This is a genomic window from Rhodococcus sp. S3, from assembly GCF_058211795.1.
In genome coordinates, this window is record NZ_CM177074.1 from 2,955,167 (window position 1) to 2,981,747 (window position 26,581).

Genomic DNA, 26,581 nt, shown 5'->3' on the forward strand with positions numbered 1-26,581 from the left:
GGACCGGTCGATCAGCCGCCGGTCCTCCGCTCACGGAACCCGTTCGCATCCAGGACATCCCGTCGTACATGCGGGTCGTCAGTCCCATGTCAGGCCTCCTCGTTTCCACTCGTAGGCGTAGGCGACGAAGACGTTGAACATGAACAGCGCCATCGCCGCCAGACCGAAGACGCCGAGCGCGTCGAAATGGACCGCCCACGGGTACAGGAAGACGATCTCGATGTCGAAGATGATGAACAGCATCGCGGTGAGGTAGTACTTCACCGGGAAGCGGCCACCTCCCACCGGCTGGGGGGTGGGGTCGATACCGCACTCGTACGCATCGAGCTTGGCGCGGTTGTACCGGCTCGGGCCCGCGAGGCTCGCCACCGCGACGGAGAAGATCGCGAAGGCGAGCGCGATGCCACCGAGTACCAGGATCGGTACGTAAGCGTTCATGCGACCTCCGGTTGCTCGCGCGAATCCGGCCGCGGGTCTGCTCGTGCCCGCGAACCCACCCCCGCCGTGCGCCGGGCGGTTCCACCCCGGCTCCGGGTTGTGAGTTACGGCACACACTAGTGCTGTTCGCGTCGGACTTGTCGCGATTTCACGCCCTCGATTCGGGGCGGCGTGTCGGACTGCTCCACAACCGGAAGGAGAGTAGATTCTCCGGCCCCGCATACGAGTTCGCGGCCGGGCGGTCGCGCGCCGGAAGGGTCAGGAGGGGCGGGAGCAAGGGGTGAGCAGAGCGAGCACCTGCCGGCCGAGCCTGATCGGGTCGACGGGATGGCGCAGCGCCACCTCCGCGCCCGACCAGCGGGCGAGCCACTCGTCGTCGGCCCGGGCGATCAACACGATGATCGGCGGGCACGAGTCGAGTTCGTCCTCGAGTTGCTTCGCGATTCCCATGCCACCGGCCGGAGCGGATTCACCGTCGAGCACCGCGAGAGCGATGTCGCCGACGTGCATGCGTTCGACAACGACCGGCGGTGTCGCGACCTCGACGTAGTCGAGTGGAGGCAGGTCCGGGTGCAGGCGGGTACCGAGGGCATCACGAACCTGTTGCCGCACGGTCGCATCGTCGCTGTAGACGAGGATGCGCAGCGAGTCGGTCACGGGCAAGATGCTAACCGAGCACACCCGCCCGTCCGGGGAACCCGCGTGTCGCGGCGGCGCCGCGACATCGGCGGGCCGGGACGAGTTCAGGATCCACTACCGAGGGGATGCCACCGCTCTCGGATCTCGGGACGGGTGGCCGTCTCCGTCTCGTCGTCGTGAATGATCGAGGCGGGCGCGATCATCAGGTGCGCCAGCACGATGCATGCGCCGGTGAGCATGGCGAATGCGGCACCGATCAGATACGACCCGGTGAACACCGCAGCCAGGAATCCGGTCGTGAGCATTCCCGTGAGCGCGATGATCGCGAGAATCCGCCGATTCGAGCGTGGCATCGAATCGGACCTCTTGTCCGTGGATGCAACCATGAGCATCTCCGTTCCTCCCCGGAACGACGCATCCCGTACCCCCGCATCCACTCATCGTTCCCGGTCGACGAATCGTCGGTGATGAGCGAACCCCCGCGGTGGCCGAGTGCGGCCGTCCCCTCTCCCGCTCGGGCCGTGAGCGGTTTCGGTAACAGAATACTATCAAATGTTACATCCGTCTCGCGATCTGTTTGTGGGACATCACGAAGTCGTGGACCGCCCGGAAATCTGTCGGTAACCCGCGGTCCGGCCAGAAGGTTAGGCTCACCTCTCGACATGGCCCCGATCAGCGAGAGGTACTCATGAAATTCCGATCCCCGCGCCGCCGCGGGCCGCGCGCGGTAGTCGTACTCGTCGCCGCCGCCGTCGCGCTCACCGCGTGCTCGTCCGGCAGTGGCGACGACGCGAACGGCTCTGCGACAGGCGACTTCGAACCCGTCGCGATCGAGCACGCACTGGGCACCGCCGAGATCGACGCGCAGCCCGAGAGGGTCGTCACGCTCGGGATGGGCTCGGCCGAGACGGCGATCGCTCTCGGTGTCACCCCGGTGGGGATGGAGGAATATCCCTGGGGCAGCGACGAAACGGGATACCTGCCCTGGATCCACGAGGAGCTGACCGAACGCGGCGAGCCGCTGCCCGAGCAGTTCACCGGCGGTACCGAGGTGGACGTCGAGGCGATCGCCCGCCTCGCCCCGGACGTCATCCTCGCGCCGTGGTCGGGGATCACGCAGGAACAGTACGAGCTGCTGTCGGCGATCGCCCCGACCGTCGGCTACCCCGAACTGCCGTGGACGATCACCTGGCAGGACCAGATCGAGACCATCGGCACCGCGCTCGGCAAACACGATGAGTCGCTGGATCTGATCACCGGGATCGAGGACACCTTCGAACGCACCGCGGCCGCACACCCCGAGTACGCCGGCGTGACGTTCTCCTACATCTACAACACCGGGCCCGGCACGCTGGGTGTCTTCATGCCCGACGAGCAGCGCGTGGCGATGGTCCGCGGACTCGGGCTGACAGTCGATCCGGTCGCCGGGACTCTGGAGGAGACCGAGGGCACCGATTCGGCGGTCATCGGCCTCGAGAACGCCGGACTGCTGAAGGACTCGGATCTGGTCTTCACGTTCTATTCCGACCCGGCGAACCGCGCGGAGATCGAATCGCAGCCGGTCTACCAGCAGATTCCGGCGATCGCGCGCGGCTCGCTCGTCGCGCCGGAGGAACAGCCGTTCGTCACGGGATCGTCGATGATCAATCCGCTCACGGTGCCGTGGTCGATCGACCGCTACGTCCCGCTCGTCGACGAGGCGATCGCGAAGCTCGACCGCTGAGCCGGACGCACCGGTGGTGCGCCCGGCTTGTGGGGCGTCACCGCCGGTGCGCGAGCCTGCGGACCATGAGATCACCGATCGACTGCATGATCTGCACCATCACGATGAGCACGACCACCGCGAGCAACAGCACCGGCGTGTTGAACCGCTGGTAGCCGTAGACGATCGCGAAGTCGCCGAGACCGCCGCCACCGATGACACCGGCCATGGCCGAATAGCCCATCAGCAGCACGAGGGTGAGGGTGGCACCGGCGATCAGCGGGGACAGTGCTTCGGGCAACAGCACCTTGCGCACGATCTGCGCGTTGGTGGCCCCCATCGCCTGGGCCGCCTCGACCCGGCCTCGGGGCACCTCCCGCAGAGCGGATTCGACGATGCGGCCGAAGAACGGGATGGCACCGATGGTCAGCGGCACGATCGCCGCGGTCGGCCCGATCGCGGTGCCCACGATGAAGCGGGTGAATCCGATCAGCGCGATCAGCAGGATGAGGAAGGGAAGCGAGCGGAACAGGTTGACGATCACGCCGAGGACGGTGTTGAGCGTCCGGCGGGGCCACAGCCCAGACGGTGACGTCAACTGCAACACGATCCCGACCAGCACACCACCGACGACGGTGAGCACGAAGGACACCGCAACCATGTAGAGCGTCTCGAGGGTGGCTTCCCACACCTCCGGGAAGGCGTCGTACCACTGCAGTTTGTTCATCGCGCCTGCACCGTCATTCCGTGAGTCCCTCCAGTTCGGTTTCCGTTCCCCACGCCAGGCTCAGATACGGGCGTTCGGCCACGAAGCCCTCGATGAGTGCCCGATCGGTGCCCGCCGTGAACCGCAGGCGCATCCGTCCCACGGTGACGCTGCCGACCTGTTCGACCCGGCCGCCGACCACAGCGATGTCGGCGTCGATCGCACGGATCATCTCCGCGAGCCACGGTCCGTGCGCGGCATCACCGATCGCGGTGACCAGAGCCGTGTCGGCACCCGAACCCGTCGACGGATCGGTGCCGACAGGGACGAGTGCGTGCCCGAGCGCCGACTCGGGATCGGCGACGAGATCGACGATCCGGCCCGTCTCGACCACCTGTCCGGCGTCGAGCCGGGCGGCCGAGGTGCAGATCCGGCGCAGCACGCCGAGTTCGTGGGTGATCACCACGACCGTGACACCCAGTCGTCTGTTCACCTCGGCGACGAGATCGAGGACCTGATCGGTGGTGTCCGGGTCCAGGGCGCTCGTGGCCTCGTCGCACAGCAGCACCTCGGGTTCGGCGGCGAGTGCGCGGGCGATGCCCACGCGCTGCTGCTGACCACCGGACAGCTGCGAGGGATAGCTCTCCCCCTTGCCGGCCAGGCCGACGAGATCGAGCAGCTCGAGCGCCCGCTTGCGGCGCTGTTCCTTGCCGATCCCGGCCACTTCGAGGGGGAACTCGACGTTCCGGATCACGGTGCGCGAGTGCAGCAGGTTGAACTGCTGGAAGACCGTCCCGATCCTGCGACGGGCCGCACGCAGGTCCCCGCCGGACAGGGTCGACAGATCGTCCTTGCCGAGCAGGATCCGTCCCGAGGTGGGCCGCTCGAGCAGGTTCAGGCAGCGCAGCAGCGTGGACTTGCCGGATCCGGACGGGCCCACGATGCCGTAGATCTCGCCGTCCGGGATCTCGAGCGACACCCCCCGCAGCGCCGCGACCGCCCCGGAGCCCCCGGCTCCGGGGAAGGTCTTGACGAGGTTCTCGACGACGATCATCAGTTCGTCGGGTGGACCGGCAGCACGGCGCCGGAGTAGGTCTCCTCGATCCAGGCAGCCGTCTCGGGCGACTCGAGGGCCTCGGCCAGCGCGGTCACGGCCGGGTCGTTCTCGTTCTCGGCCCGCACGACGAGCAGGTTGGAGAAGGGGTTGTCCTCGACCTCTTCGGTGACGATGGCGTCCTCGGCCGGGTTCAGGCCGGCTTCGAGCGCGTAGTTGGAGTTGATCACGGCGGCGGTGATCTGCGCGTCGTCGAGCTGACGGGCGAGCTGCGGACGCTCGATGCCGACGAGGTTCAGGTTCTTCGGGTTGGCGGTGATGTTCGATTCGGTGACCACCGACAGGTCGGCCTCCTCGAAGGGCACGTCCATCTCGAGCAGACCGGCCGATTCGAGCAGGTACAGCGCGCGGGCGTAGTTGGTGGTGTCGCGCGGCACGGCGACGGTGTCGCCGTCCTTCAGCTCGTCGAGCGAGGCGATCTTGTTCGAGTAGAGGCCGATGGGCTCGAGGTGCACGTCGGCGACGGCGACGAGGTCGTCGACACCCTTCTGCTTCTGCCAGTCCGTCAGGTAGGGCTCGTGCTGGAAGAAGTTCGCGTCGACGTCGCCGGCCTCGAGCAGTTCGTTGGGATCGACCTCACCGGTGATCTCGACGATGTCGAGTTCGTAGTCGCCCAGCGCCCCGGTGCTCACGATCTGGTCGAGGATCTCGACGTGCGGGGTGGACGACGCCGAGATCCGGAGGGTGGTGTCGTCCCCTTCGGACGACGAGCAGGCCGCGAGGCCCGCAGCGAGGGTGAGCGCGGCGGACGCGACGACGATACGACGCAGTGACATCGGGTGGATACCTTCCGTTGGAGATGCGGGGACTTCGGAAATGCGGGGACGGACAGATCGATTATCGGTGTGCGGCGAAGCGGGCGAGGAGATCCGCGTGAAAACGCTCCGCCACGTTCGGGTGTGCCCGCAGGCGGGACTTGAGTGCGTTGAGGCCGTAGACGGCGTGCAGCGTGCCGCCGTGGGCGTCGGGGCCCACGCCGCGGGCGGCCGCGGCGAGATCCGCGGGCAGCTCCACCGGCGGGAGTTCGCGGTCGAGACCGGGATTGAGGAAGAAGGGTAGCGACACGCGGTCGGTGCCCGCCGGCGGCGGCAGCACGCGATGGACGGTCGCCTGGAGGTAGCCGCCGGTGGCGACCTCGAGGAGTTCGCCGATGTTGACGATGAAATGTTCTGGGAGCGGGTCGATGTCGATCCACCGTCCGTCGCGTTCGACCTGGAAGCCGGTGCTCCCGGGCTCGGGATACAGCAACGTCAGCGCGCCGACGTCCTTGTGGCTGCCGACCCCTTGACCGGTGACCGAGCGGTCGTGCCCGGGATACCGCGCGATCTTCAACAGCGGATCGGGATCGGCGAAGGCCTCCTCGAAGTGATCGGCGGGGGCACCGAGGGATTCGGCCCACGCGCCGAGCAGCCGGCGTCCGACGTCACCGGCCTCGTCGATCCAGCGCAGGGCGAGCTCGCGCAGTCGGGGGACCTGCTCGGGCCACAGATTGGGGCCGTGCAGCACCTCCCAGGGGCGATCGGGGTCGATCCCGGCAACGGCGTCGCGTTCCGGGCCGATGTCGAGCTGTTCGCGCCAGTCGACATAGCCCTGGGTGCGTTCGCCACCGACACGGGTGTAGCCGCGGAAGTGGGGTGAGCGGATGTTCTCGATCGCGAGCTTGTCCGCCTCGGGGAGAGCGAAGAATTCGCGGGCCGCCGCGACGAGTTCGTCGGCGAGCGCGGGGTCGATCCCGTGACCGGCGAGATGGAAGAACCCGATCTCGTGGGTGGCCTCCCGGAGGCGATCGAGCAGGGCGTTGCGTGTGGTGTCGTCGCCGTCGAGATCGGACAGATCGATGACGGGCAATACCGTCGAATCGGACATGATGTGCCTTTCGAACCGCATCGGATGCGAGGAATTCCCGGTCACCGCCGGATCGTCGGTCACAGCGGACTCAGGGGAATCGTGAGAGCAGTGCGAGCAGCCCCGACAGGGGTGATCAGCGGCAACGACAACACGCAGGAGCCACGGCGCTTCGAGCGCGTGTGCTCACAGTCTGCGCGTGAGTGTTGCCCATGTTCTCCTCCGGGGAGGTCGCGTGCGACCTTCGACGACAGTGGCGCCACGACGTGGTCCTGATCAAGGCTAATCGTCGCCTCGACCACCCGGCAAATCACCCTCGACCGGCAGTGCGACACCATTGACAGCAGGCTGTCCTTTTGTCAGCATATTGTCATGACCGAAACAGTTCACGTCGCCGTGTACGACACCCTGGCGGACTGGGAGATCGGATACGTCACGCCACACATCGCGGATCCCGAATGGCAGCGCAACCCCGGCCGGTACCGCGTCCGTACCGTCGGAGCCACGACGGAACCGGTCACGACCAAGGGCGGACTCCGCATCCTTCCCGACACCGTGCTCGCAGACGTCACGCCGGAGGACAGCGCGATGCTGATCCTCGCGGGCAACGACATCTGGCCGACCGACGTCTACACCCCGTTCGTCGACAAGACCCGGCAATTCCTCGACGCCGGCGTTCCGGTGGCCGCGATCTGTGGCGCGACCGGAGCGCTCGCGGCTGCCGGCCTGCTCGACGAGCGGCCGCACACGAGCAACGCTCGGGAATTCCTGCAGAGCGTCGGATACGGTGGCGCCGATCTGTACCGGGACGAACCCGCGGTCACGGACGGCGATCTCATCACCGCGAGCGGCATCGCCCCGGTCGACTTCGCCCGCGCGATCTTCGCCCGGCTCGACATGTACGAACCGCGCGTCCTCGACGCCTGGTACGCCCTCTACGGCGAGCGCGACCCGCGCGGCTACTACGACCTCATGGCCTCCGGGTCGTGACGGAACAGTACGCGGCGGGGCAGAACGCGAGTGAGCAGAACGCCGCCGAGCAGCACCCGGCCGAGCTGCTCAGCGCGGCCGCACTGACGGCCTTCCGCCTCAACGGGCAGTTCCTCGCGCTGGCCGAGAGCCTGGCGCGTCCCGTGGGCCTGACCGCGGCCTGGTGGCAGGTCCTCGGTGCGGTCTCCCCCGAGCCACTGCCGGTGTCCGCGATCGCCCGCGAGATGGGCATCACCCGGCAGAGCGTGCAGCGCATCGCCGATCTCCTCGTCGACAAGGGCCTGGCGGAGTACCGACCCAATCCGGCGCACCGTCGCGCCAAACTCGTCGCGATGACGCCTGCCGGCCGCGACGCGATCCGGGCCATCGGCCCCGCCCACGCCGACGCCGCGCGAGCCCTGTGCGAGGAGACCGGTGCCGAGGAACTGGCGCGGATCGTGGAGGGCATGCGTGCGTTGTCGGCCGCCCTCGATCGGTCGGCCGATCAGCTCCCCGACGGGCGACGCGGCGGGAAGTGACGGATGAGCCCTTCCTGCACGACGGTCGCGACGAGTTCGCCCTCGATGGTGAAGTAGCGGCCCGTCGCCATCCCACGGGAACCGGCCGCCACCGGGGATTCCGTGGCGTACAGATGCCACTCGTCGAAGCGGAGTGGACGGTGGAACCAGATCGAGTGGTTGACGGTCGCGGCGACGATCCGATCGAGTCCCCACGACAAACCGTGGGTGGTGAGGATCGAATCGAGCACGGTCGTGTCCGACGCGTAGGCCAGCGTGGCGACGTGGAGAAGGGGGTCGTCGCCCGGGAGTTGCCTGTCCGCGCGCATCCAGACCCGGTTGTGGCCGAGCTTCTCGCCGGTCCCGCGGAGAATCCAGGCCGGGTCGTTCGCATACCGCATGTCGATCGGCTTGAGCGCTCCGACGAAATGCGGCAGTTGTTCCTCGAAGCCGCGCAGCCGCTCCCCGATCGGCGGCAGCGCATCGGGCAGCGGGACGTCGGGGACGGTCACCGAATGCTCGAGGCCCCGGCCCCACCGCTGGAATGCGGTGAGCATGACGAACAGTTCCTGCCCGTCCTGGCAGGCGGTGACCATCCGGTTCGCGAAGTCGCGGCCGTCCCGGTGGGTGACGACGTGGTAGTCGATGGGCCGCTTGACGTCGCCGCCCCGGATGAAGTGCGCGTTGATCGCGTGCACGGGACGGTCACCAACGGTGCGTCCGGCCGCGATGAGCGCCTGCGCGACGAGTTGGCCACCGAAGGTGCGGCTGCCGACCTGCGCGGGATGGCCGCCACGGAAGACGTTCTCCTCGACCTGCTCCAGATCGAGGAGGCCGAGGAGAACGTCGAGATCCGTTGTGTCCGACAGTGTCACCGGGTGTCTTTCTCGCCCAGCCGGTGCACGTGGATGAGGTTGGTCGAACCCGAGCGTCCCGGAGGCGCTCCGGCGACGATCACCACGAGGTCGCCGCGTTGGTACCTCCCCAGCGACAGCAACGCCGCGTCGACCTGCTCGACCATCTGGTCGGTGGTGTCGACCGGCTCGACCGAGAAGGTCTCGGTGCCCCACGTCAGCGCCAGCTGGTTGCGGATGTGCGGGACGGGCGTGAAGGCGAGCAGCGGCAGCGGGGTGTGCAGCCGCGCGAGTCGTCGCACGGTGTCACCCGACTGGGTGAACGCGACGAGCGCCTTGGCGTCGAGACGCTCGCCGATGTCGCGGGCGGCGTACGAGATGACACCGCGCTTGGTGCGCGGAACGTGCGTCAACGCAGGCACTTCCGTCGAATCCGACTCGACGGCGGCGATGATGCGCGCCATCGTGCGGACCGTTTCGACGGGGAACTTGCCGACGGAGGTCTCACCCGAGAGCATCACGGCGTCGGCGCCGTCGAGCACGGCGTTGGCCACGTCGGAGGCCTCGGCGCGGGTGGGACGCGAGTTCTCGATCATCGATTCGAGCATCTGCGTCGCGACGATGACGGGCTTGGCGTTCTCGCGTGCGATCTGGATCGCGCGCTTCTGCACGAGCGGCACTTCCTCGAGCGGAAGTTCGACGCCGAGGTCGCCGCGCGCCACCATGACCGCGTCGAAGGCGAGGACCACGGCCTCGAGATTCTCGACGGCCTCGGGCTTCTCGAGCTTGGCGATCACCGGCACGTGCCGCCCGACGCGGTCCATGACCTCGTGAACGAGTTCGACGTCGGCCGGCGACCGCACGAACGACAGGGCGATGAAGTCGACACCGAGGCGCAGGGCGAACTCGAGGTCCTCGATGTCCTTCTCCGACATGGCCGGAACGGAGACGTTCATCCCCGGCAGGGAGACACCCTTGTTGTTGCTGACGGGCCCGCCCTCGATGACGCGGCAGACGACGTCGTTGCCCTCGACCGCCTCGACGACCAGACCGACCTTGCCGTCGTCGACGAGCAACCGGTCGCCGGCGACGGCGTCCTGGGCGAGTTCCTTGTAGGTGGTCGAGACGCGGTCGTGGTCTCCGACCACGTCGTCGACGGTGATGCGGACCACTTCACCGTGTTCCCACACGGTGCGGTCCTCGGCGAATCGTCCGAGCCGGATCTTCGGCCCCTGGAGATCGGCGAGGATGCCTACGGCGTGCCCGGAGGCCTCCGACGCAGCGCGGACCCGGTTGTAGTGGCCCTCGTGGTCGGCGTGTTCACCGTGGCTGAAATTCAGGCGGGCGACGTCCATTCCGGCGTCGACGAGATTCCGCAGGACATCGGGGTCGGCGGTGGCCGGCCCCATAGTGCAAACGATCTTGGTGCGTCGGGTCACGCTTCGAGCCTAGCCTCCGCGCCTGCGACCCTCCATCCCAGCACCCCGGCGCGTGTCGCCGGGGTGCCGAAGGGACGGAGTCGTCGGGATGTCACGGGCGGAGCTGGCGTCCGTTCTTGTCGCGGACCTTGCCGGTGAGCATGAGGATGCCGTCGATCAGCGGCCAGATACCCCCGATGCCGCAGGTGAGCCACGTGACGGCGATCTGCGCGACCGCCGTACCCGGCTGGTCGAGATAGAAGCGTCCGGCACCGAAGGCGCCGAGCAGGATCTCCAGCACACCCGCGGTGACCTTGCTCTTGTCGGAGTACGGCTCGCCCGTGTAGGGATCGCGTCCGAAGGGCGCCGCGGCGTCGCGACCGTACGGGTTCGACGGGTCGGGGTAACCGTAGGCGGGCATCACCCCGTAGCCGGGCGGCGGACCGTAACCCTGTCCGCCCTGCGGCGGTGGGCCGTAACCCTGCCCGCCCTGCGGCGGCGGACCGTAACCCTGCCCGGCCTGCGGCGGTGGGCCGTAACCCTGCCCACCCTGCGGCGGCGGACCGTAACCCGGTGCCTGGTGCGATCCCTGCGGACCGGTGTAGCGGCCCTGCGACGGATCCTGCTGCGGGGACCCGATCGGATAGTGCGGATCGGGTGTCCCGTAGACCGGTCCGGTGCCGCTTTCGGGCCGGCCCTGATGCTCGCCGTAGGGATAGTCGCCCGGCGGCGGATAGTCGGACTCGTGGTCGGCCGGCGGCGGATAGCTGGGCGTGGTTCCCCAGCCCGGTCCGTTGCCCACACCCGAGTAGGTGTCCCATCCCGGTCCCGGAGTGCCGGTGGCACCACCGAGGGAGTCGAGGGTGGGCGGTTGAGCGGACAACGATGCCTGCGCGGTGGCGTCGTAGTCGAACGCGCGTCCGAGATCGGGCGGCGGGGTGTGCTCACTGTCCGAGGACCGCTCCGGTGTGTCGGCACCGGAGGCGGACTCGCTCCGCTTGGTCAGGTCGGGCTTGGCAGGCTCCGTCGTGTCGGGCTCCGGCTTGGCAGGCTCCGAATCGGATGCTCCCGAAGTTCCCGGGTCCTGTGTGGTCACGAGTGATCCCCTTTGCTGTCTCCGGACGTCGCTTCGTCGACTCTACCGGCGGAGGATGACGAGCTGCCCGACTCGGCAGCGGCCGACTCCGAGCTGCCCGACTCGGCGTCCGCCGACTCCGAGGCGGGTACCGCCTTCCCTGCGGCCGCCCCGCCCTCGTCCTGCGCGGCCGGCTCCGCTCCGGCGCCCGCAGCCGCCGGGTTCAGCGACGCCGGGTCCTCACGGCCCTTGCGTGCGAGAACGAAGTAGGCGACCGCGAGCACGAACACGATGCCCGAGGTGAACGAGTTGATCCGGATACCGGCGATCTGGGTCGCCGCGTCGGTGCGCATGAGCTCGATCCAGAACCGGCCCGCGCAGTATCCGGCGACGTACAGGGCGAACAGGCGTCCGTGGCCGATCGTGAACTTCCGGTCGACGAACACCAGCAGCAGCACGACGAGGAGATTCCACAGCAGCTCGTAGAGGAAGGTCGGGTGCACGACGAAGGCCACCTCACCGGTGGACACCCCGTCGACCAGCCCGGGCGCGACCTGCCCGGCGTCGTTGCGCCGTTCGTAGATCTCGAGTCCCCACGCCACCGTGGTCTCGCGACCGTAGAGTTCCTGGTTGAACCAGTTGCCGAGGCGTCCGATGGCCTGCGCCAGCAGGATCGCAGGAGCGAGCGCGTCGCCGAAGGCCGGCAGCGGGATCCCCCGCCGGCGGCAGCCGATCCACGCGCCGAGCGCACCGAAGGCGACCGCACCCCAGATGCCGAGGCCGCCCTCCCAGATCTTCAGGGCGTCGACCGGGTCGTTGCCGTCCCCGAAGTACTTCTGCCAGTCGGTGGCGACGTGGTAGAGCCGCCCACCGATCAGGCCGAAGGGCACCGCCCACACGGCGATGTCGAGGACGGTGCCGGCCTGTCCGCCGCGCGCGACCCAGCGGCGGTCACCCCACCAGATCGCCACGACGATCCCGACGATGATGCACAGGGCGTAGGCGCGGAGGGCGAACGGTCCGAGATACCAGACGCCCTGCGGCGGACTCGGCAGATAGGCCAGAACAGACGCAGTGGATGTCACGAGTGCACGTTAGCGGAGCGAACGCCCTTCGCGAGATCCCGAGTCAGTGCGAGCAACGCGTCGTGTCCTTCGGCGACGGCGGAGACCAGCGCCGAGCCGACGATCACGCCGTCGGCATAGCCCGCGATCTCCGCGGCCTGGGCGCCGTTGCGCACACCGAGACCGACGCCGACCGGGATGTCGGAGTGCGTGCGCACCCGGGCGACGATCTCCGGCGCGCGGTTGTCGACGCTGTCGCGGGCGCCGGTGACACCCATGGTCGAGGTGGCGTAGACGAAGCCGCGGCACTTGTCGAGGGTGGTCGCGAGGCGCTCGTTGGTCGACGACGGTGCGACCAGGAAGATCCTGCCGAGTCCGTACTTGTCGGCCGCGGCGATCCATTCCTCCGCCTCGTCCGGGACGAGATCGGGCGTGATGATGCCGAGTCCGCCCGCGGCCGCGAGGTCGCGCGCGAAGTTCTCGACGCCGTACTTGAGCACGAGGTTCCAGTAGGTCATCACGACCGCGGCGCCGCCGACGGCGGTGATCGCCTCGACGGCCGGGAAGACGTCGCGGACCCGGACGCCGTTGGCGATCGCCTCGAACGCCGCGTTCTGGATGGTGGTGCCGTCCATGACCGGGTCGCTGTAGGGGATGCCGACCTCGATGAGATCGCAGCCGCCCTCGACGAGGGTCTTCATCGCCTCGACGGAGCGCTCGACGGTGGGATAGCCGACCGGCAGGTAGCCGACCAGTGCGGCGCGGTTCTCGGCGCGGCAGGTCGCGAAGATCTCGGTCAGGCGTTCGTGCGGGGCGCTCACTGGGCTGCTCCTTCGGGGCCGGTCTGGTCTGCGGACTCGTCGGTCGGCAGGTAGCCGAACCACTTGGCGGCGGTGTCGACGTCCTTGTCCCCGCGGCCGGAGAGGTTGACCAGGACGATGGCGCCCTTTCCGAGTTCGAGGCCGAGCTTGACGGCACCGGCGACGGCGTGGGCGGACTCGATCGCGGGGATGATGCCCTCGGTGCGGCACAGCAACGCGAAGGCCTCCATGGCCTCGCTGTCGGTGACGGCGCGGTACTCGGCCCGGCCGGTGTCGGCGAGCCAGGCGTGTTCGGGGCCGACGCCGGGATAGTCGAGACCGGCGGAGATCGAATGCGATTCGATGGTCTGGCCGTCCTCGTTCTGCAGCAGGTACGAGAACGCGCCGTGCAGGGCACCGTGGGTGCCGCCGCCGATGGTGGCGGCGTGCCGTCCGGTCTCCACCCCGTCTCCCCCGGCCTCGCAGCCGACGAGCTTGACCGACGGGTCGTCGATGAACGGGTGGAAGATGCCGATCGCGTTCGATCCACCGCCGACGCAGGCGACGACGGCGTCGGGCAGGCGACCGGTGAGCTCGCGGATCTGTGCGCGGGCCTCGAGGCCGATGATGCGCTGGAAGTCGCGGACCATCGCCGGGAAGGGGTGCGGGCCGGCGGCGGTGCCGAAGCAGTAGTAGGTGTTGTCGGCGTTGGTGACCCAGTCGCGCATCGCTTCGTTGATCGCGTCCTTGAGGGTGCGCGAGCCGGTCTTGGCGGCGATGACCTCGGAGCCGAGCAGACGCATGCGCGCGACGTTGAGGGCCTGCCGTTCGGTGTCGACCTCACCCATGTAGACGCGGCATTCGAGACCGAGCAGCGCGCATGCGGTGGCGGTGGCGACGCCGTGCTGGCCGGCGCCGGTCTCGGCGATCACGCGGGTCTTGCCCATGCGCTTGGCGAGCAGCACCTGCCCGAGCACGTTGTTGATCTTGTGCGAGCCGGTGTGGTTGAGATCCTCGCGCTTGAGGAAGATGCGCGCTCCGCCGGCGTGTTCGCTCAGGCGGGTGGCCTCGTAGACCGGGGACGGGCGGCCGGTGTAGTCGCGCTGCAGGCGGTCGAGTTCGGCCAGGAAGCCGGGATCGACGCGTTCCTTCTCGTAGGCAGCGGTGACCTCCTCGATCACCGCCATGAGCGCCTCGGGCACATAGCGGCCACCGAAGACTCCGAAATGGCCGCGGACGTCGGGTTCGTGCGCGGTCGGAGTGGCGAGGGCTTCGCTCATCGAGGGAAGCCCTCGGCCCTTGGCGGAAAGTGCGGAATCGTCTGCAGTCACGCGTCCAGTCTGCCCCACCACGCGACGCGGATCACGTGGGGGTCCGGACCGGCCGGGACGGTCAGCGTGCGGGCTTGGGGCACGACGGATGCGTGCCCACCGTCACCAGTTCGGCGACTGCCTGGCGCGGATCCCCACTGGTCACCAGTCCCTCTCCGACGAGCACCGCGTCGGCGCCCGCGCCCGCGTACGCGAGCAGATCGGCCGGGCCGCGAACACCCGACTCGGCGATCTTGAGCACGTTGCTGGGCAGGCCCGGCGCGATGCGCGAGAACGTCGTCTTGTCGACCTCGAGGGTCTTGAGGTTGCGGGCGTTGATCCCGATGACGGTGGCGCCGGCCTCGAGGGCGCGGTCGGCCTCCTCCTCGGTGTGCGCCTCGACCAGTGCAGTCATGCCGAGCGACTCGACGCGGTCGATCAGCGCAGTCAGCACGGTCTGTTTGAGGGCCGCGACGATGAGGAGCACGATGTCGGCGCCGTGTGCCCGCGCCTCGTGGATCTGGTAGGGACCGACCACGAAGTCCTTGCGCAGCACGGGAATACGGACGGCGCGACGGACGGCGTCGAGGTCGGCGAGGCTGCCGTGGAATCGGCGTTCCTCGGTGAGAACGCTGATGGCGCGAGCGCCTCCGGACTCGTACGCTGCAGCGAGCTCGGCGGGATCGGCGATGTCGGCGAGAGCACCCTTCGAGGGGCTGGCACGCTTCACTTCGGCGATGACCGCGATGCCCGGTTCGCGCAGCGCGGCCTTGGCGTCGATCGGTGGGGGCGCGGCTGCGGCGACAGCCTTGACGGAGGCGAGATCGAGGGCCGCCTCACGGGCGGCGACGTCTGCTCGCACTCCTTCGAGAATCGAATCGAGAACTGTCATCGTGGCTCGAGTCCTTTCCCACCCTGCTCAATCCCGATGTGATCAAGCTCATCGGATCTGTCTAGAAGAGTAGTGAAGTGGTTTACAGCGGTCACCGGCGGGTGCCTGTATCACCCTCGCCACCGTCGTCCGTGGGATCCTCACCTGCGTCCAGTGCGTCCCACAGACCGCGTTCGGACAGGGGTTCGTCGTTCTCGGCGCGCCGGGCGGCCGCCTCGCGACGTGCTGCCGGGGCGTCGTACTTCGACGACAATCCGGCCGCCTCGCGCGGGGTGCGCCACAGCGTCACCGCCGCGGCGAGGGCCGCGACGGCGCCGACGATCGCAAGGACGGCCGGCAGCGGATAGGTCTCGACGGCGGTCACGGTCGCGCGGTCGGGCAGCGCGGCGGCGACGGCCGCGGTCTCGGGGTCCGCGTCACCGGTGAGCAACCGGACGGCGGGGATCGCGGCGGCGACGGCGACGGCCGCGACCACGAGCGAGACGAGTCGCAGCGCGAGTCCGCGCACCGCGAAGACGGCGGCGACCGCCGCGAGCAGCACGAGAGCGAGCGGGGTCAGTGCCGCCGCCCAGCGGCCACCCTCGAGGTCGTCGACGCGGTCGATCCCGAGTCCGTCGGACGAGACCGCGGTGACCCATGTCATCCGGCTCGACGCCCACAGCAGGGCCGCGCCGACCCCGAGCAGCAGGGCGGCGATGACGGTCGGCCGGCGCCGGCGCCCGGTGGTGGGGGCGGCGTCCGGCGTCTCCGCGGTCACCGTGCGTCACCGCCGTAGGTGGTGAGGGTGGATGCGGCGGCCACGGCGGCGAGGGCGGACATGGCCTTGTTGCGGGCCTCGGTGTCCTCGGCCTCCGGATCGGAGTCGGCGACGATGCCGGCGCCCGCCTGTACGTAGGCGACGCCGTCCTTGACGAGAGCGGAACGGATCGCGATGGCGGTGTCGGCGTCGCCCGCGAAATCGAGATAACCGACGATGCCGCCGTAGATGCCGCGGCGGGTGGGTTCGAGTTCCTCGATCAGTTCCATCGCGCGCACCTTCGGCGCCCCCGACAGGGTCCCGGCGGGGAAACACGCCGTGACGGCGTCGAGGGCGTGCTTGCCCTCCGCGAGTCGCCCGGTGACCGTGGAGACGAGGTGCATCACGTGGCTGTACCGCTCGATGTGGCGGTAGTCGTGCACCTCGACGGTGCCCGGCGTGCACACCCGGCCGAGATCGTTGCGGCCGAGATCGACGAGCATGAGGTGCTCGGCGTTCTCCTTCTCGTCGTGGACGAGGTCCTTCTCGAGCAGGATGTCCTCCTCCTCGTTCGCGCCGCGCCACCGGGTCCCGGCGATGGGATGGGTGGTGGCCACCCCGTCCGAGACCGTCACGAGCGCCTCCGGGCTCGACCCGACGATCGAGAAGGCCGTCTCGCCGTCCGGGCCGGGGATGTGGAGCAGGAACATGTACGGGCTGGGGTTGGACGCGCGGAGCATCCGGTAGACGTCGATCGGCTCTGCATCGCAGTCGATCTCGAAGCGCTGCGAGAGCACCACCTGGAAGGCCTCACCGGCCTCGATGTCACCGATCAGTTTGCGGACGTCCGTGCAGAACGACTCGGTGGTGCGTTGACGGCGGTAGTCGGGTTCGGGCCGCGAATAGGTCGCGACGGTGGCCGGTGCGGGCGCGGCGAGCGCCGCGGTCATCCGATCGAGGCGGGCGACGGCGTCGTCGTAGGCCTCGTCGACGCGTTCGTCGGAGCCGTCCCAGTTCACGGCGTTGGCGATGAGCCAGATCATGCCCTCGTGGTGGTCGACGGCCGCGAGGTCGGTCGCCAGCAGCATCACCATCTCGGGGATCTGCAGATCGTCCTCGGCGAGCGTCGGCAGCTTCTCGAGATGACGGACGACGTCGTAGCCGAGATAGCCGACCATGCCGCTGGTGAGAGGCGGCAGTCCGTGGATGCGGTCCGTGTGGAGCAACTGGAGGGTCTCGCCGAGGACGTCGACGGGGTTGCCACCCGTGGGCGCGCCGGCCGGGACGTTGCCGTACCAGGCGGCGTCGCCGTCGACGACGGTCAGCGCGGCCGGGCTCCCGGCGCCGATGAACGACCACCGCGACCACGACCGGCCGTTCTCCGCCGACTCGAGCAGGAAGGTTCCGGGGCGGTCTGCCGCGAGCTTGCGGTAGGCCGACAACGGGGTCTCCGCGTCCGCGAGCACCTTGCGGGTCACCGGGACCACGCGGTGCTCGGCGGCCAGCTGGCGGAACTGCTCGCGGGTGGTCGTCGAATCGGAACGGCCGCCACCCGAGGAGTCGGTGGTGGCTGCGGGAATGGTGGTGGGCTCGCCGGACATGCGCCCCATCATCCCAGGGACCTCGTCCGGCTCTGCAGCCGCCGTCAGGCGACCTGGAACGAGCGCTTGGCCAGGCCCATCCAGAACCCGTCGACGACCTGGTCGATGCCGCGGCCGGGAGCGTCGGAGGCACCGAGCGTGACGAACAGCGGGGCGAAGTGCTCGACCGTCGGATGCGCGTACGGCATGCCCGGTGCGCGGTGCCGGAAGTCGAGCAGCGCGTCGACGTCGCCGCGCGCGAGCTGCTCGGCGGTCCAGTGGTCGAACTCCGCGGACCAGCCCGGCGCGGGTGCCTCGGGACGCGGGTCGCGCAGGAAGGGCAGACCGTGCGTGGTGAATCCGGAGCCGATGATGAGCACGCCCTGCTCGCGCAGCGGACGCAGTCGTGCGCCCAGGTGCAGCAGGCGTTCCGGATCCAGTGTGGGCAGGGAGATCTGCAGCACCGGGATGTCGGCGTCCGGGTACATGACGGTCAGCGGCACGTAGGCACCGTGGTCGAGTCCGCGGTGCGGTTGCTGCACCACCGGTTCGTCGTCGGGCATGAGTGCCGCGACCTGCCGGGCCAGTTCGGGGGCGCCGGGGCTGGTGTAGGTCACCTCGTAGAAGCGGCGCGGGAATCCCCCGAAGTCGTACACGAGCGGGGTGCCGGTGGTCGTCGACCCGATGGTCAGCGGGGCGGATTCCCAGTGCGCGGAGACCACGAGGATCGCCGTGGGGTGCGGCAGGTCGCCTGCCCAGCACTGCAGCTGCGACACCCACAGTTCGCTGTCGACGAGCGGCGGGGCGCCGTGACTGAGGAACAAGGCGGGCGTGGTCGCGGAATCGGTGGTCATGACATCCCCTCAAGTTGAAGCTTCAAGTATCATAGAGGAGAACCCGTCGCGCGGCCATTCCCATTCCCCGGCCGGGTGCGACAACGACCGAACGAGCGAGGAGCAGGCATGAGCAACGAGGACCCGCGGTGGCTCGATCCGACGCAGCAGAACGCCTGGCGGGCGCTCGTCTCCGTCATCACGCGACTGCCGGCCGCGCTCGACACCCAGATGCAGCGCGACTCCGACATGACGCACTTCGAGTACTTCGTCCTCGCACTGCTCTCCGAGAACCCCGAGCGTCGACTGCGCCTCAACGCTCTCGCCGCCGAGGCCAACGCGTCGCTGTCACGGCTCTCGCACGTCGTCACGCGCCTCGAGAAGCGCGGCTGGGTTCGACGCGAACCGGTGCCGGGCAGTCGCGGTTCGTACGCAGTGCTCACCGATGCCGGCTACGACACCGTCGTCGAGGCTGCACCGAGCCACGTCGAAGCGGTGCGCAGGCTCGTGTTCGACGGCCTCGACGACGACCAGGTGCGCGCGCTCGCGCGCCTCGGCTCGGCCCTGGTCGAGCAGATCGACGAGGGGATCGCCGACGGTATCGGTAAGGCCTGACCCGGACCCCGCCCGGACGCGCCGCACACAGGTGAGCGACAGCGCCGAGTGGAGAACACAGTTCCCGTCGGATCGCGAAAGGGGTTCGCGAGATCAAGATCGAGCGAACGGAGCCCGGTCAGCCGAGCGGAGTTCCGCCCACACCCCAGTTCTCACGGGGCACCTCGGTGATCGTCACCCACACCGACGACGGGTTCTTGCCCGAGGACTCGGCGTACGCGCGGGTGACCGCGGAGATCACCTCGGCCTTCTGCTCGTCGGACAGGCCCGGCGTCTGACTGATCTGGATGAGAGGCATGCGGGCATTGTCGCAGCCCGCCGCACGACCCGCCGACCGGTCCTGCTGCAAGCGGCTACTCGGCGATCTGCGGCGCCTCGAGCAGGATGTCGGTGTCGAAGCAGGTGTGCGTGCCGGTGTGGCAGGCGGCGCCGACCTGGTCGACGACGAGCAGCACCGTGTCACCGTCGCAGTCGAGGCGCACCTCGTGCACGTACTGGGTGTGCCCGGACGTCTCGCCCTTGACCCAGTACTGCTGCCGCGACCGCGAGTAGTAGGTGGCCTTGCGGGTCGCGAGGGTACGGGCGAGCGCCTCGTCGTCCATCCACGCCATCATCAGCACGGCGCCGGTGGCCCGCTCCTGCACGACGGCAGCGAACAGGCCGTCGTCGTTGCGCTTGAGCCGGGCGGCGATCTCCGGATTCAGGATGTCGCTCATCGGACCGTGATCCCTTCCGCGCGCATCGCATCCTTGACCTGACCGATGGTCAGCTCCCGGAAGTGGAAGACGCTCGCGGCGAGCACCGCATCGGCACCGGCCTGCACGGCGGGTGCGAAGTGCTCGACTGCGCCGGCACCACCGGAGGCGATGACCGGCACGTGCACGGCCTTGCGCACGGCCTCGATCATCTTCAGGTCGAAACCGTTCTTGGTGCCGTCGGCGTCCATCGAGTTGAGGAGGATCTCGCCGACGCCGAGTTCCTCGCCGCGCCGGGCCCACTCGACCGCGTCGATGCCGGTCCCGCGACGACCACCGTGTGTGGTGACCTCCCAGCCGCTCGGCGTGGGTTCCTGCCCTGCAGGGACGGTGCGGGCGTCGACCGACAGCACGATGCACTGCGACCCGAACCGCTCGGACATCTCGCGCAGCACCTCGGGCCGGGCGATGGCCGCGGTGTTGACCGAGACCTTGTCGGCGCCGGCGCGCAACAGGCGGTCGACGTCCTCGACGGTGCGGACGCCGCCTCCGACCGTGAGCGGGATGAACACCTGCTCGGCGGTGCGCGTGACGACGTCGAGCATGGTGCCGCGGTCGCCGCTCGACGCGGTGACGTCGAGGAAGGTCAGTTCGTCGGCGCCCTGTTCGTTGTAGAGGGCGGCGAGCTCGACCGGATCACCCGCATCGCGCAGGTTCTCGAAGTTGACACCCTTGACCACCCGCCCCGCATCCACGTCGAGGCACGGGATGACCCGCACGGCCAGCGTCATGTTCGATCTCCTTCGGAACCCAACTGCTCGGCCACGGACTGTTCCGTCGCCGACTGCACAATCTCCAGTATCTCGCCGTGCACTCCGGGCGCTGCAGCGACCACCGATCCGGACCCGATCCGCCAGGGGCTGCCCGCGAAGTCGGTGGCGATGCCACCGGCGGCCCGCACGAGTGCGACACCGGCAGCGTTGTCCCAGGGGTGATGGCCGAACACGACGGCACCGCCGATCGCGCCTCCGGCGGTGTACGCGAGGTCGGCGCCGGTGGAGCCGTGCATGCGCAGCCGGGCGACGCGCCGGCTCAGCTCGGTGATCACGGCGAGGCGCCGGGTGCCGGGCACGCGGCCGCGACTGTCGATGTCGAAACTGCCGACGGCGATCATCACGTCCTCGAGCCGCGCAGGTTGCAGCGGGTCGGTGGGTTTGCCGTTCACGAGCAGCGGCCCGTCGGCGATTCCCGCGAAGCGCTGATCGGTCAGCGGCAGCCACGTGAGGCCGAGGATCGGTTCACCGTCCTCGACGAGTGCGAGGAGGATCCCGGCCATCGGCAGCCCGGCGGAGTAGTTGATGGTGCCGTCGATCGGGTCGAGCAACCAGACGGTGCCCTCCCCCGCGGACGGGCCGCCGAACTCCTCACCGTGCACGGCGATACCGGTGCGCTCGGCGAGCGCACCGGAGATCCGCCGTTCGAGTTCGAGATCGAGATCGGTCGCGAAGTCGTTCGGTCCCTTGTCGACGGAGCGCGGCGCACCGTGCCCGGCGACGAACCGTTCCGCGACCTCGTCGAGTACACCGCTCGCGACGGCGAGCAGCCGGTTCAGGTCTGCGGGGTCGGTCATCGGTCAGCGCGAGACGGCGTCGAGCGCCTCGGTCAGTGTGAATCGGCCCGCGTAGAGCGCCTTTCCGATGATGGCGCCTTCGACGCCTTCGTCGGTGAGCGTCGCGATGGCACGTAGGTCGTCGACGGTCGAGACGCCGCCGGACGCGACGACCGGAGAGTCGGTGGCCGCGCACACCTCACGGAGGAGGTCGAGGTTGGGGCCGGAGAGGGTGCCGTCCTTGGTGACGTCGGTGACGACGTAGCGCGAGCAGCCGTCGCGTTCGAGGCGCTCGAGCACCTCCCACAGATCGCCGCCGTCGGAGACCCAGCCGCGGCCGCGCAGCCGCCACTGGCCGTCGAGGAACTTGACGTCGAGGCCCACGGCGATCCGGTCGCCGAACTCGCCGATGACGCGCGAGCACCACTCGGGATTCTCGATCGCGGCGGTGCCGAGGTTGACGCGGGCGCAGCCGGTCGCGAGGGCCGCGGCGAGTGTCTCGTCGTCGCGGATGCCACCCGACAGTTCGACTTTCACGTCGAGTTCGCCGACGACGTCGGCGAGAAGTGCACGGTTGTCGCCGCGGCCGAACGCCGCGTCGAGATCGACCATGTGCACCCATTCGGCGCCGGCGTTCTGCCATTCGAGAGCGGCGTCGCGGGGCGAACCGTAACCGGTCTCGCTGCCCGCCTCTCCCTGAACGAGGCGAACTGCTTCACCGTTGACGACGTCGACTGCGGGCAAAAGGACCAGGCTCACTGCGTACACATTAGTGCCTGTACCTGTGACATCGCCAAACGCGTGGCCGGGGCGTCAGGAAAGCGCCGTGCGTCATGCCGACCGTGCCGCGTCGAGGGCCCGGCAGGTCGGGGTCGGGCGGCCGGTGTACTCGTCGACGGGCCCCTCGTACAGCACGGTTCCCCCGTGCCGTCCCGGTCCCGGTCCGAGGTCGACGATGTGGTCGGCGTGCCGGACCACGTCGAGGTGGTGCTCGATGACGACGACCGTGTGCCCCCGGTCGACGAGGTCGTCGAAGACGCGCAGGAGGGTGCCGACGTCCTCGGCGTGCAGGCCGGTGGTCGGTTCGTCGAGGACGTAGAGGGTCGGCGTCTTCGCTCGTCCGAGTTCCCTGGCGATCTTGACCCGTTGGCACTCCCCACCCGAGAGCGTGTCGAGTGACTGTCCGAGGCGGAGGTAGTCGAGGCCCACCCCGGCGAGTGCGTCCAGTCGGCGTGCGATCTCCGGGTGCGGCAGTTCCTCGAGGGCACGACCGACGGTGAGGTCGTCGACGTCGGCGATCGACAGGCCGTTCACGGTATGCCCGAGCACGTCTGCGGTGAATCGGCGGCCGTGGCAGGTGTCGCAGACGACCTCGTGTCCGTCCATGAAGGCGAGGTCGATGTATATGACACCGGCCCCCTTGCAGGTCGGGCACGCACCCGCCGAGTTCGCGCTGAACAGGCTCGCCGGCACACCGTTGTGTTCGGCGAACATCCGCCGCAGGGCGGGTGCGATGCCGGTGTAGGTGATCGGGGTGGAGCGGCGATTCGTGCTCACCGACCGCTGATCGATCACCGTGGCGTCGTGCCGGTCGACGAGTTCGGCCGCGAGACTGGACTTTCCCGATCCGGCGACGCCGGTGAACACGGTGAGCACCCCGGTGGGGATCCGCACCGTCAGGTCGCGGAGGTTGTTGCGACGCGCATCGGCGATCTTGAGGCGGCCGGTCGCCTCGCGGGCGGGGCGACCGCGGCCGGTGTCGCGGCGCAGCGATCGGCCGGTGGGGGTGTCGGCCGTCCGCAACCGGTCGAAGGTGCCCTGGAAGACCAGGCGACCACCGGACGAGCCCGCACCGGGACCGATCTCGATCACCTGATCGGCACGGGCCATGACGGCCGGGTCGTGTTCGACGACGAGGACGGTGTTGCCGCTGTCGCGGAGCCGTTCGAGAAGCTCGATCATCGACTCCACGTCGGCGGGATGCAGACCGACCGTCGGTTCGTCGACGACATAGGTCATCTCCGTCAGGCTCGACCCGAGGTGACGGACCATCTTGATCCGTTGCGATTCGCCGCCCGAGAGCGTGGTGGTCGTCCGGGCGAGCGCGAGATAGCCGAGGCCGATCGTCACCATCGCCCCGAGCCGGTCCACCAGTGCGGAGACCACTGGCGCGGCGCGCTCGTCGTCGATCGTGCGCACGAACTCGAGCAACTCGGTGATCTCGAGCCGGGACAGCTCCCCGATCGTGCGACCGCGCACGGTGACCGCCCGCGCGGCTGCGTTCAGCCGTTCCCCACCGCAGTCCGGGCACGTCTCGGCGCGGGTGAAACGCCGGATGACGTCCTGTTTGCGTTCGGAGAGGTTGTCGGAGGTGTGCAGGTGGATACGCTCGAACCTCTCGACGACGCCCTCGTAACCGTCCGGCGGTTTGTGGCCCAGCGCCGCTGCGGCCTCGCCGCCGTAGAGCAGTGCTTCCCGCTCGGCGGGCTTCCACTCGCGCAGGGGTGTGTCCGCGTCGAAGGAACCGATGTCGGCGTACTGGGAGTACCAGTACCCACCGTGGCCGAAGCCGGGCACCAGGATCGCGCCCTCGGCGAGGGACCTGTCGAGATCGAGGAACCGTTCGACGGCACTGACGACGATCTCACCGAGCCCGGAGCAGGTCGGGCACATCCCGGTGGGGTCGTTGAACGAGAAGCGGTTCGACTCGCCGAGCACGGGCGTGCCCGCCCGGGAGTACAGCAGCCGCAGATAGGTCCAGGTGTCGGTGATGGTGCCGACCGTCGAGCGGGCGTTGCCGCCGAGGCGGCGCTGGTCGACGACGATCACCGGCGTCAGACCGTCGATGTGGTCGACGTCGGGGCGCGTCCACTTCGGCAACCGATTGCGCGTGAACGGCGGGTACGTCTCGTTGAGCTGGTAGCCGGCCTCCGCGGCGATCGTGTCGAAGACGAGCGACGACTTGCCGGAGCCGGACACCCCGACGATCACCACGAACCGGTTGCGCGGAACGGTCAGATCGACGTCGGCCAGGTTGTGGGTGCGGGCGCGGCGGATCGTGATGGCGCGGCCTCGCACTGCCGCCTCGGTGGTCGTGACGGTGGTGGTCATGGGTTCGACGCTACGGCCGGTCGCGGCCGGATCCTGACCGCGACCGGTGGGAGGATGACGGCATGGCGGACGTCACCGAGCGGATGCTCGCGTTGTTGTCGATCCTGCAGACCGGACGCGCGATCGGCGGGGACGAGCTGGCCCGGCGGCTGCAGGTGAGCCGCCGGACGCTCCGCCGCGACGTCGACCGGCTGCGCGGCTACGGATATCCCGTCGAAACCCGTTCCGGGCCCGGCGGTTTCTACCGTCTTGCGTCGGGACGCTCGATGCCGCCGCTGGTACTCGACGACGACGAGGCCGTCGCGGTGCTGCTGGGGCTCGGCGCTCTCGCCGCGACCGGGCCGGCCGAAGGTGGACTGGACGACGCTGCCACCCGCGCCTACGGCAAGCTCGACCAGTTCCTGCCCGCGCGGTTGCGCCCGCGGGTCGCGGCCGTCCGCAGCACGGTGGAGACGAGTGCGCTGCAGGCGCCCAGCGTGTCGGCGGAGCTGCTCGGCACCGTGGCGGAGGCGGTCGCGCGGTGCGACACGCTCACCTTCGACTACGTCGACGCGCAGGGCTCGCCGACCTCGCGCCGGGTCGAGCCGTACCGGCAGGTCCACCACCTGCTGCGGTGGTACCTCCTCGGATGGGACGTCGACCGCGAGGACTGGCGGGTCTTCCGCCTCGATCGTGTGCGCGACCTGCTCCGAACCGGCCGCCGGTTCGCACCCCGCCCGCTTCCCGCCGGGTCCGCCACGGAATACCTGCGGCAAGGACTCCGGCAGGGGCGGACACCAGTGCACCTGGACGTGGCGGCCTCGGCCACGCACGTCGCCGACGCGCTGAAGTACCAGGACGCCGAGATCCGGCCGACGGGTGACGACCGGACCGAGGTGCACCTCGCCGTCGAGTCGTGGCAGTGGCTCGTCCTCGCGCTCGCCACCCTCGACGCCGACGTCCGGATGCGCGCGGACCCGGAGATCGTGCGGTCCTGCGCGGTGTTCGCCGATCGTCTGCGCGCGACGACGCAGGGCGCCGTCGTCCCCTCCGAGGAGCGCGCGAGGTGAATCAGGGCGCGGCAGATCGATTTCGAGTCCGCACAGCTGCGTTACGAAGCTCCTCGCGCGCCCGACTGGGGTTCGCTACCGCAACACGCCGGGCGAAGCCCGGTTCGGCGCGTCAGCTTCCGGGACGGTCGTCCTCGGCGGGACCGAAGGCCCGGCGGGCCGACCGCGTCGATACGACACCCATGGCCACGACGGCCGCCACGATGCCGACCAACGCGATGACGAGGCCGACGACCGGCGTGGGCCGGACCACCACCACGACGATGGCGGTGACGAGCAGCACGACGGTCGCCGCGCCGACGGACAGCAGCGCGTGACGGCCGAAGGAGAACTCTCCGCTCGGTCGTCCGCGCCGCGGCCCGGTCACAACGAGTTGACCCAGTTCTGCAGCAACTGTGCGCCGGCGTCGCCGGACTTCTCCGGGTGGAACTGGGTGGCCGAGAGCGGACCGTTCTCGACGGCAGCGACGAAGCGGCTGCCGTGCTCGGCCCAGGTCACCTTCGGCGGCGCGAGACGCTCGGGAGCGTCGAGCTCCCACTTTCGGGCGGCGTAGGTGTGGACGAAGTAGAAGCGGGTGTCGGCGTCCATGCCGGCGAAGAGCACCGAATCGGCGGGGGCCTCGACGGTGTTCCAGCCCATGTGCGGCAGCACCGGCGCGTCCAGACGCTCGACCGTGCCTGGCCACTCGCCGCAGCCCTCGGTCTCGATGCCGTGCTCGACGCCGCGTTCGAACAGGATCTGCATGCCGACGCAGATGCCGAGCACCGGGCGCCCGCCTGCGAGGCGGGTTCCGATGATCTTGTCTCCGCCGACGCTACGCAGGCCCTTCATGCACGCGTCGAAGGCACCGACGCCGGGGACGACGAGTCCGTCGGCGGCGAGCGCGATCTTCGGGTCGGCGGTGACCTCCACATGCACGCCGGTGCGGGCGACTGCCCGCGTGGCGGAGTGGAGATTGCCAGAGCCGTAGTCGAGGACGGCGACCGTGGTTGCGCTCATGATGTCGATT

Annotated in this window: 30 protein-coding genes; 5 read left to right on the forward strand and 25 right to left on the reverse strand. The window is 69.4% G+C overall.

Annotated elements, in window-relative coordinates; all coding sequences use genetic code 11:
- Nucleotides 1-78: 78 nt before the first annotated feature.
- The 3 genes from AC0LPE_RS13795 to AC0LPE_RS13805 all read right to left on the reverse strand — a co-directional run bounded on the left by AC0LPE_RS13795 (nucleotide 79) and on the right by AC0LPE_RS13805 (nucleotide 1,430).
- Entirely contained in the window at nucleotides 79-438 is a 360-nt protein-coding gene (locus tag AC0LPE_RS13795; RefSeq protein WP_016696057.1) for an NADH-quinone oxidoreductase subunit A, read from the reverse strand.
- Between the two features lie 258 nt (nucleotides 439-696).
- Nucleotides 697-1,101, reverse strand: coding sequence for a hypothetical protein (locus AC0LPE_RS13800; RefSeq protein ID WP_490604676.1), 405 nt, complete (start codon nucleotides 1,099-1,101; stop codon nucleotides 697-699).
- Nucleotides 1,102-1,181: 80 nt separating this feature from the next.
- On the reverse strand, nucleotides 1,182-1,430 hold the full coding sequence (locus AC0LPE_RS13805) for a hypothetical protein (RefSeq protein WP_490604677.1): 249 nt from the start codon (nucleotides 1,428-1,430) through the stop codon (nucleotides 1,182-1,184).
- A 335-nt stretch (nucleotides 1,431-1,765) separates the two neighbouring features.
- Between AC0LPE_RS13805 and AC0LPE_RS13810 the strand changes: the two genes are divergently transcribed.
- Nucleotides 1,766-2,800: an ABC transporter substrate-binding protein gene (locus AC0LPE_RS13810; RefSeq protein ID WP_160875872.1), complete on the forward strand. Its 1,035-nt coding sequence runs from the start codon at nucleotides 1,766-1,768 to the stop codon at nucleotides 2,798-2,800.
- 37 nt (nucleotides 2,801-2,837) lie between these two features.
- Here AC0LPE_RS13810 and AC0LPE_RS13815 read toward each other — a convergent pair whose 3' ends face one another.
- The 4 genes from AC0LPE_RS13815 to AC0LPE_RS13830 all read right to left on the reverse strand — a co-directional run bounded on the left by AC0LPE_RS13815 (nucleotide 2,838) and on the right by AC0LPE_RS13830 (nucleotide 6,465).
- Complete coding sequence (locus AC0LPE_RS13815; RefSeq protein ID WP_490604678.1) at nucleotides 2,838-3,506, reverse strand: methionine ABC transporter permease; 669 nt, start codon at nucleotides 3,504-3,506, stop codon at nucleotides 2,838-2,840.
- Nucleotides 3,507-3,519: 13 nt separating this feature from the next.
- Complete coding sequence (locus AC0LPE_RS13820) at nucleotides 3,520-4,539, reverse strand: methionine ABC transporter ATP-binding protein (protein ID WP_490604679.1); 1,020 nt, start codon at nucleotides 4,537-4,539, stop codon at nucleotides 3,520-3,522.
- On the reverse strand, nucleotides 4,539-5,375 hold the full coding sequence (locus AC0LPE_RS13825) for a MetQ/NlpA family ABC transporter substrate-binding protein (protein ID WP_016696051.1): 837 nt from the start codon (nucleotides 5,373-5,375) through the stop codon (nucleotides 4,539-4,541). Before AC0LPE_RS13825 ends, AC0LPE_RS13820 begins: the two co-directional genes overlap by 1 nt.
- 61 nt (nucleotides 5,376-5,436) lie before the next feature.
- Nucleotides 5,437-6,465, reverse strand: coding sequence for an isopenicillin N synthase family dioxygenase (locus AC0LPE_RS13830; protein WP_490604680.1), 1,029 nt, complete (start codon nucleotides 6,463-6,465; stop codon nucleotides 5,437-5,439).
- Between the two features lie 351 nt (nucleotides 6,466-6,816).
- Between AC0LPE_RS13830 and AC0LPE_RS13835 the strand changes: the two genes are divergently transcribed.
- Together AC0LPE_RS13835 and AC0LPE_RS13840 are read left to right on the forward strand one after the other, a co-directional pair.
- On the forward strand, nucleotides 6,817-7,434 hold the full coding sequence (locus tag AC0LPE_RS13835) for a DJ-1/PfpI family protein (RefSeq protein WP_189637403.1): 618 nt from the start codon (nucleotides 6,817-6,819) through the stop codon (nucleotides 7,432-7,434).
- Nucleotides 7,431-7,952: a MarR family winged helix-turn-helix transcriptional regulator gene (locus AC0LPE_RS13840; RefSeq protein ID WP_059381024.1), complete on the forward strand. Its 522-nt coding sequence runs from the start codon at nucleotides 7,431-7,433 to the stop codon at nucleotides 7,950-7,952. Before AC0LPE_RS13835 ends, AC0LPE_RS13840 begins: the two co-directional genes overlap by 4 nt.
- On the opposite strand, the gene AC0LPE_RS13845 is transcribed toward AC0LPE_RS13840, so the two are convergent.
- The 10 genes from AC0LPE_RS13845 to AC0LPE_RS13890 form a co-directional block, all read right to left on the reverse strand.
- Entirely contained in the window at nucleotides 7,919-8,806 is an 888-nt protein-coding gene (locus AC0LPE_RS13845) for an acyl-CoA thioesterase II (protein WP_490604681.1), read from the reverse strand. The genes AC0LPE_RS13840 and AC0LPE_RS13845 overlap by 34 nt on opposite strands.
- Nucleotides 8,803-10,224: a pyruvate kinase gene (pyk, locus tag AC0LPE_RS13850; protein ID WP_026061874.1), complete on the reverse strand. Its 1,422-nt coding sequence runs from the start codon at nucleotides 10,222-10,224 to the stop codon at nucleotides 8,803-8,805. The genes AC0LPE_RS13845 and pyk overlap by 4 nt, the downstream gene beginning before the upstream one ends.
- 91 nt (nucleotides 10,225-10,315) lie before the next feature.
- Complete coding sequence (locus AC0LPE_RS13855) at nucleotides 10,316-11,299, reverse strand: TM2 domain-containing protein (protein ID WP_160875862.1); 984 nt, start codon at nucleotides 11,297-11,299, stop codon at nucleotides 10,316-10,318.
- Entirely contained in the window at nucleotides 11,296-12,363 is a 1,068-nt protein-coding gene (gene lgt, locus AC0LPE_RS13860) for a prolipoprotein diacylglyceryl transferase (protein WP_229565016.1), read from the reverse strand. The genes AC0LPE_RS13855 and lgt overlap by 4 nt, the downstream gene beginning before the upstream one ends.
- Nucleotides 12,360-13,163, reverse strand: coding sequence for a tryptophan synthase subunit alpha (gene trpA, locus AC0LPE_RS13865; protein WP_160875858.1), 804 nt, complete (start codon nucleotides 13,161-13,163; stop codon nucleotides 12,360-12,362). The genes lgt and trpA overlap by 4 nt, the downstream gene beginning before the upstream one ends.
- Entirely contained in the window at nucleotides 13,160-14,422 is a 1,263-nt protein-coding gene (gene trpB / locus AC0LPE_RS13870; protein WP_160875910.1) for a tryptophan synthase subunit beta, read from the reverse strand. Before trpB ends, trpA begins: the two co-directional genes overlap by 4 nt.
- A gap of 112 nt (nucleotides 14,423-14,534) precedes the next feature.
- A complete protein-coding gene (gene trpC / locus AC0LPE_RS13875) occupies nucleotides 14,535-15,344 on the reverse strand; it encodes an indole-3-glycerol phosphate synthase TrpC (RefSeq protein ID WP_490604682.1) in 810 nt (269 codons plus the stop codon).
- 91 nt (nucleotides 15,345-15,435) lie between these two features.
- Entirely contained in the window at nucleotides 15,436-16,101 is a 666-nt protein-coding gene (locus AC0LPE_RS13880) for a TIGR02234 family membrane protein (protein ID WP_490604683.1), read from the reverse strand.
- Complete coding sequence (locus AC0LPE_RS13885; RefSeq protein ID WP_024101208.1) at nucleotides 16,098-17,681, reverse strand: anthranilate synthase component I; 1,584 nt, start codon at nucleotides 17,679-17,681, stop codon at nucleotides 16,098-16,100. Before AC0LPE_RS13885 ends, AC0LPE_RS13880 begins: the two co-directional genes overlap by 4 nt.
- A 44-nt stretch (nucleotides 17,682-17,725) precedes the next feature.
- The gene (locus AC0LPE_RS13890) at nucleotides 17,726-18,514 is read right to left on the reverse strand and encodes a dioxygenase family protein (protein ID WP_423660038.1); all 789 of its coding nucleotides are present in this window, start codon (nucleotides 18,512-18,514) and stop codon (nucleotides 17,726-17,728) included.
- 108 nt (nucleotides 18,515-18,622) lie between these two features.
- Here AC0LPE_RS13890 and AC0LPE_RS13895 point away from each other — a divergent pair, with 108 nt between their 5' ends.
- Nucleotides 18,623-19,108 (forward strand): MarR family winged helix-turn-helix transcriptional regulator, encoded by a 486-nt coding sequence (locus AC0LPE_RS13895; RefSeq protein ID WP_490604684.1) that lies wholly within the window; start codon nucleotides 18,623-18,625, stop codon nucleotides 19,106-19,108.
- A 118-nt stretch (nucleotides 19,109-19,226) separates the two neighbouring features.
- Here the strand turns inward: AC0LPE_RS13895 and AC0LPE_RS13900 are convergent, their stop codons facing one another.
- The 6 genes from AC0LPE_RS13900 to AC0LPE_RS13925 all read right to left on the reverse strand — a co-directional run bounded on the left by AC0LPE_RS13900 (nucleotide 19,227) and on the right by AC0LPE_RS13925 (nucleotide 24,523).
- Nucleotides 19,227-19,406 carry a tautomerase family protein gene (locus tag AC0LPE_RS13900; protein WP_106201504.1) on the reverse strand — a complete coding sequence of 60 codons (180 nt, stop codon included), beginning with the start codon at nucleotides 19,404-19,406 and terminating at the stop codon, nucleotides 19,227-19,229.
- Nucleotides 19,407-19,461: 55 nt separating this feature from the next.
- Nucleotides 19,462-19,824 (reverse strand): phosphoribosyl-AMP cyclohydrolase, encoded by a 363-nt coding sequence (gene hisI, locus AC0LPE_RS13905; protein ID WP_106199468.1) that lies wholly within the window; start codon nucleotides 19,822-19,824, stop codon nucleotides 19,462-19,464.
- Nucleotides 19,821-20,594 (reverse strand): imidazole glycerol phosphate synthase subunit HisF, encoded by a 774-nt coding sequence (gene hisF, locus AC0LPE_RS13910; protein ID WP_016696031.1) that lies wholly within the window; start codon nucleotides 20,592-20,594, stop codon nucleotides 19,821-19,823. Before hisF ends, hisI begins: the two co-directional genes overlap by 4 nt.
- Entirely contained in the window at nucleotides 20,591-21,433 is an 843-nt protein-coding gene (locus AC0LPE_RS13915) for an inositol monophosphatase family protein (protein WP_085468365.1), read from the reverse strand. Before AC0LPE_RS13915 ends, hisF begins: the two co-directional genes overlap by 4 nt.
- 3 nt (nucleotides 21,434-21,436) lie before the next feature.
- Complete coding sequence (gene priA, locus AC0LPE_RS13920; RefSeq protein ID WP_088898475.1) at nucleotides 21,437-22,171, reverse strand: bifunctional 1-(5-phosphoribosyl)-5-((5-phosphoribosylamino)methylideneamino)imidazole-4-carboxamide isomerase/phosphoribosylanthranilate isomerase PriA; 735 nt, start codon at nucleotides 22,169-22,171, stop codon at nucleotides 21,437-21,439.
- 72 nt (nucleotides 22,172-22,243) lie between these two features.
- Nucleotides 22,244-24,523 carry an ATP-binding cassette domain-containing protein gene (locus AC0LPE_RS13925; protein ID WP_490604685.1) on the reverse strand — a complete coding sequence of 760 codons (2,280 nt, stop codon included), beginning with the start codon at nucleotides 24,521-24,523 and terminating at the stop codon, nucleotides 22,244-22,246.
- A 62-nt stretch (nucleotides 24,524-24,585) separates the two neighbouring features.
- Between AC0LPE_RS13925 and AC0LPE_RS13930 the strand changes: the two genes are divergently transcribed.
- The gene (locus AC0LPE_RS13930) at nucleotides 24,586-25,572 is read left to right on the forward strand and encodes a helix-turn-helix transcriptional regulator (RefSeq protein ID WP_490604686.1); all 987 of its coding nucleotides are present in this window, start codon (nucleotides 24,586-24,588) and stop codon (nucleotides 25,570-25,572) included.
- Between the two features lie 112 nt (nucleotides 25,573-25,684).
- Here AC0LPE_RS13930 and AC0LPE_RS13935 read toward each other — a convergent pair whose 3' ends face one another.
- Entirely contained in the window at nucleotides 25,685-25,939 is a 255-nt protein-coding gene (locus tag AC0LPE_RS13935; protein ID WP_490604687.1) for a hypothetical protein, read from the reverse strand.
- On the reverse strand, nucleotides 25,936-26,571 hold the full coding sequence (hisH, locus tag AC0LPE_RS13940; protein ID WP_088898428.1) for an imidazole glycerol phosphate synthase subunit HisH: 636 nt from the start codon (nucleotides 26,569-26,571) through the stop codon (nucleotides 25,936-25,938). The genes AC0LPE_RS13935 and hisH overlap by 4 nt, the downstream gene beginning before the upstream one ends.
- Nucleotides 26,572-26,581 lie beyond the last annotated feature (10 nt).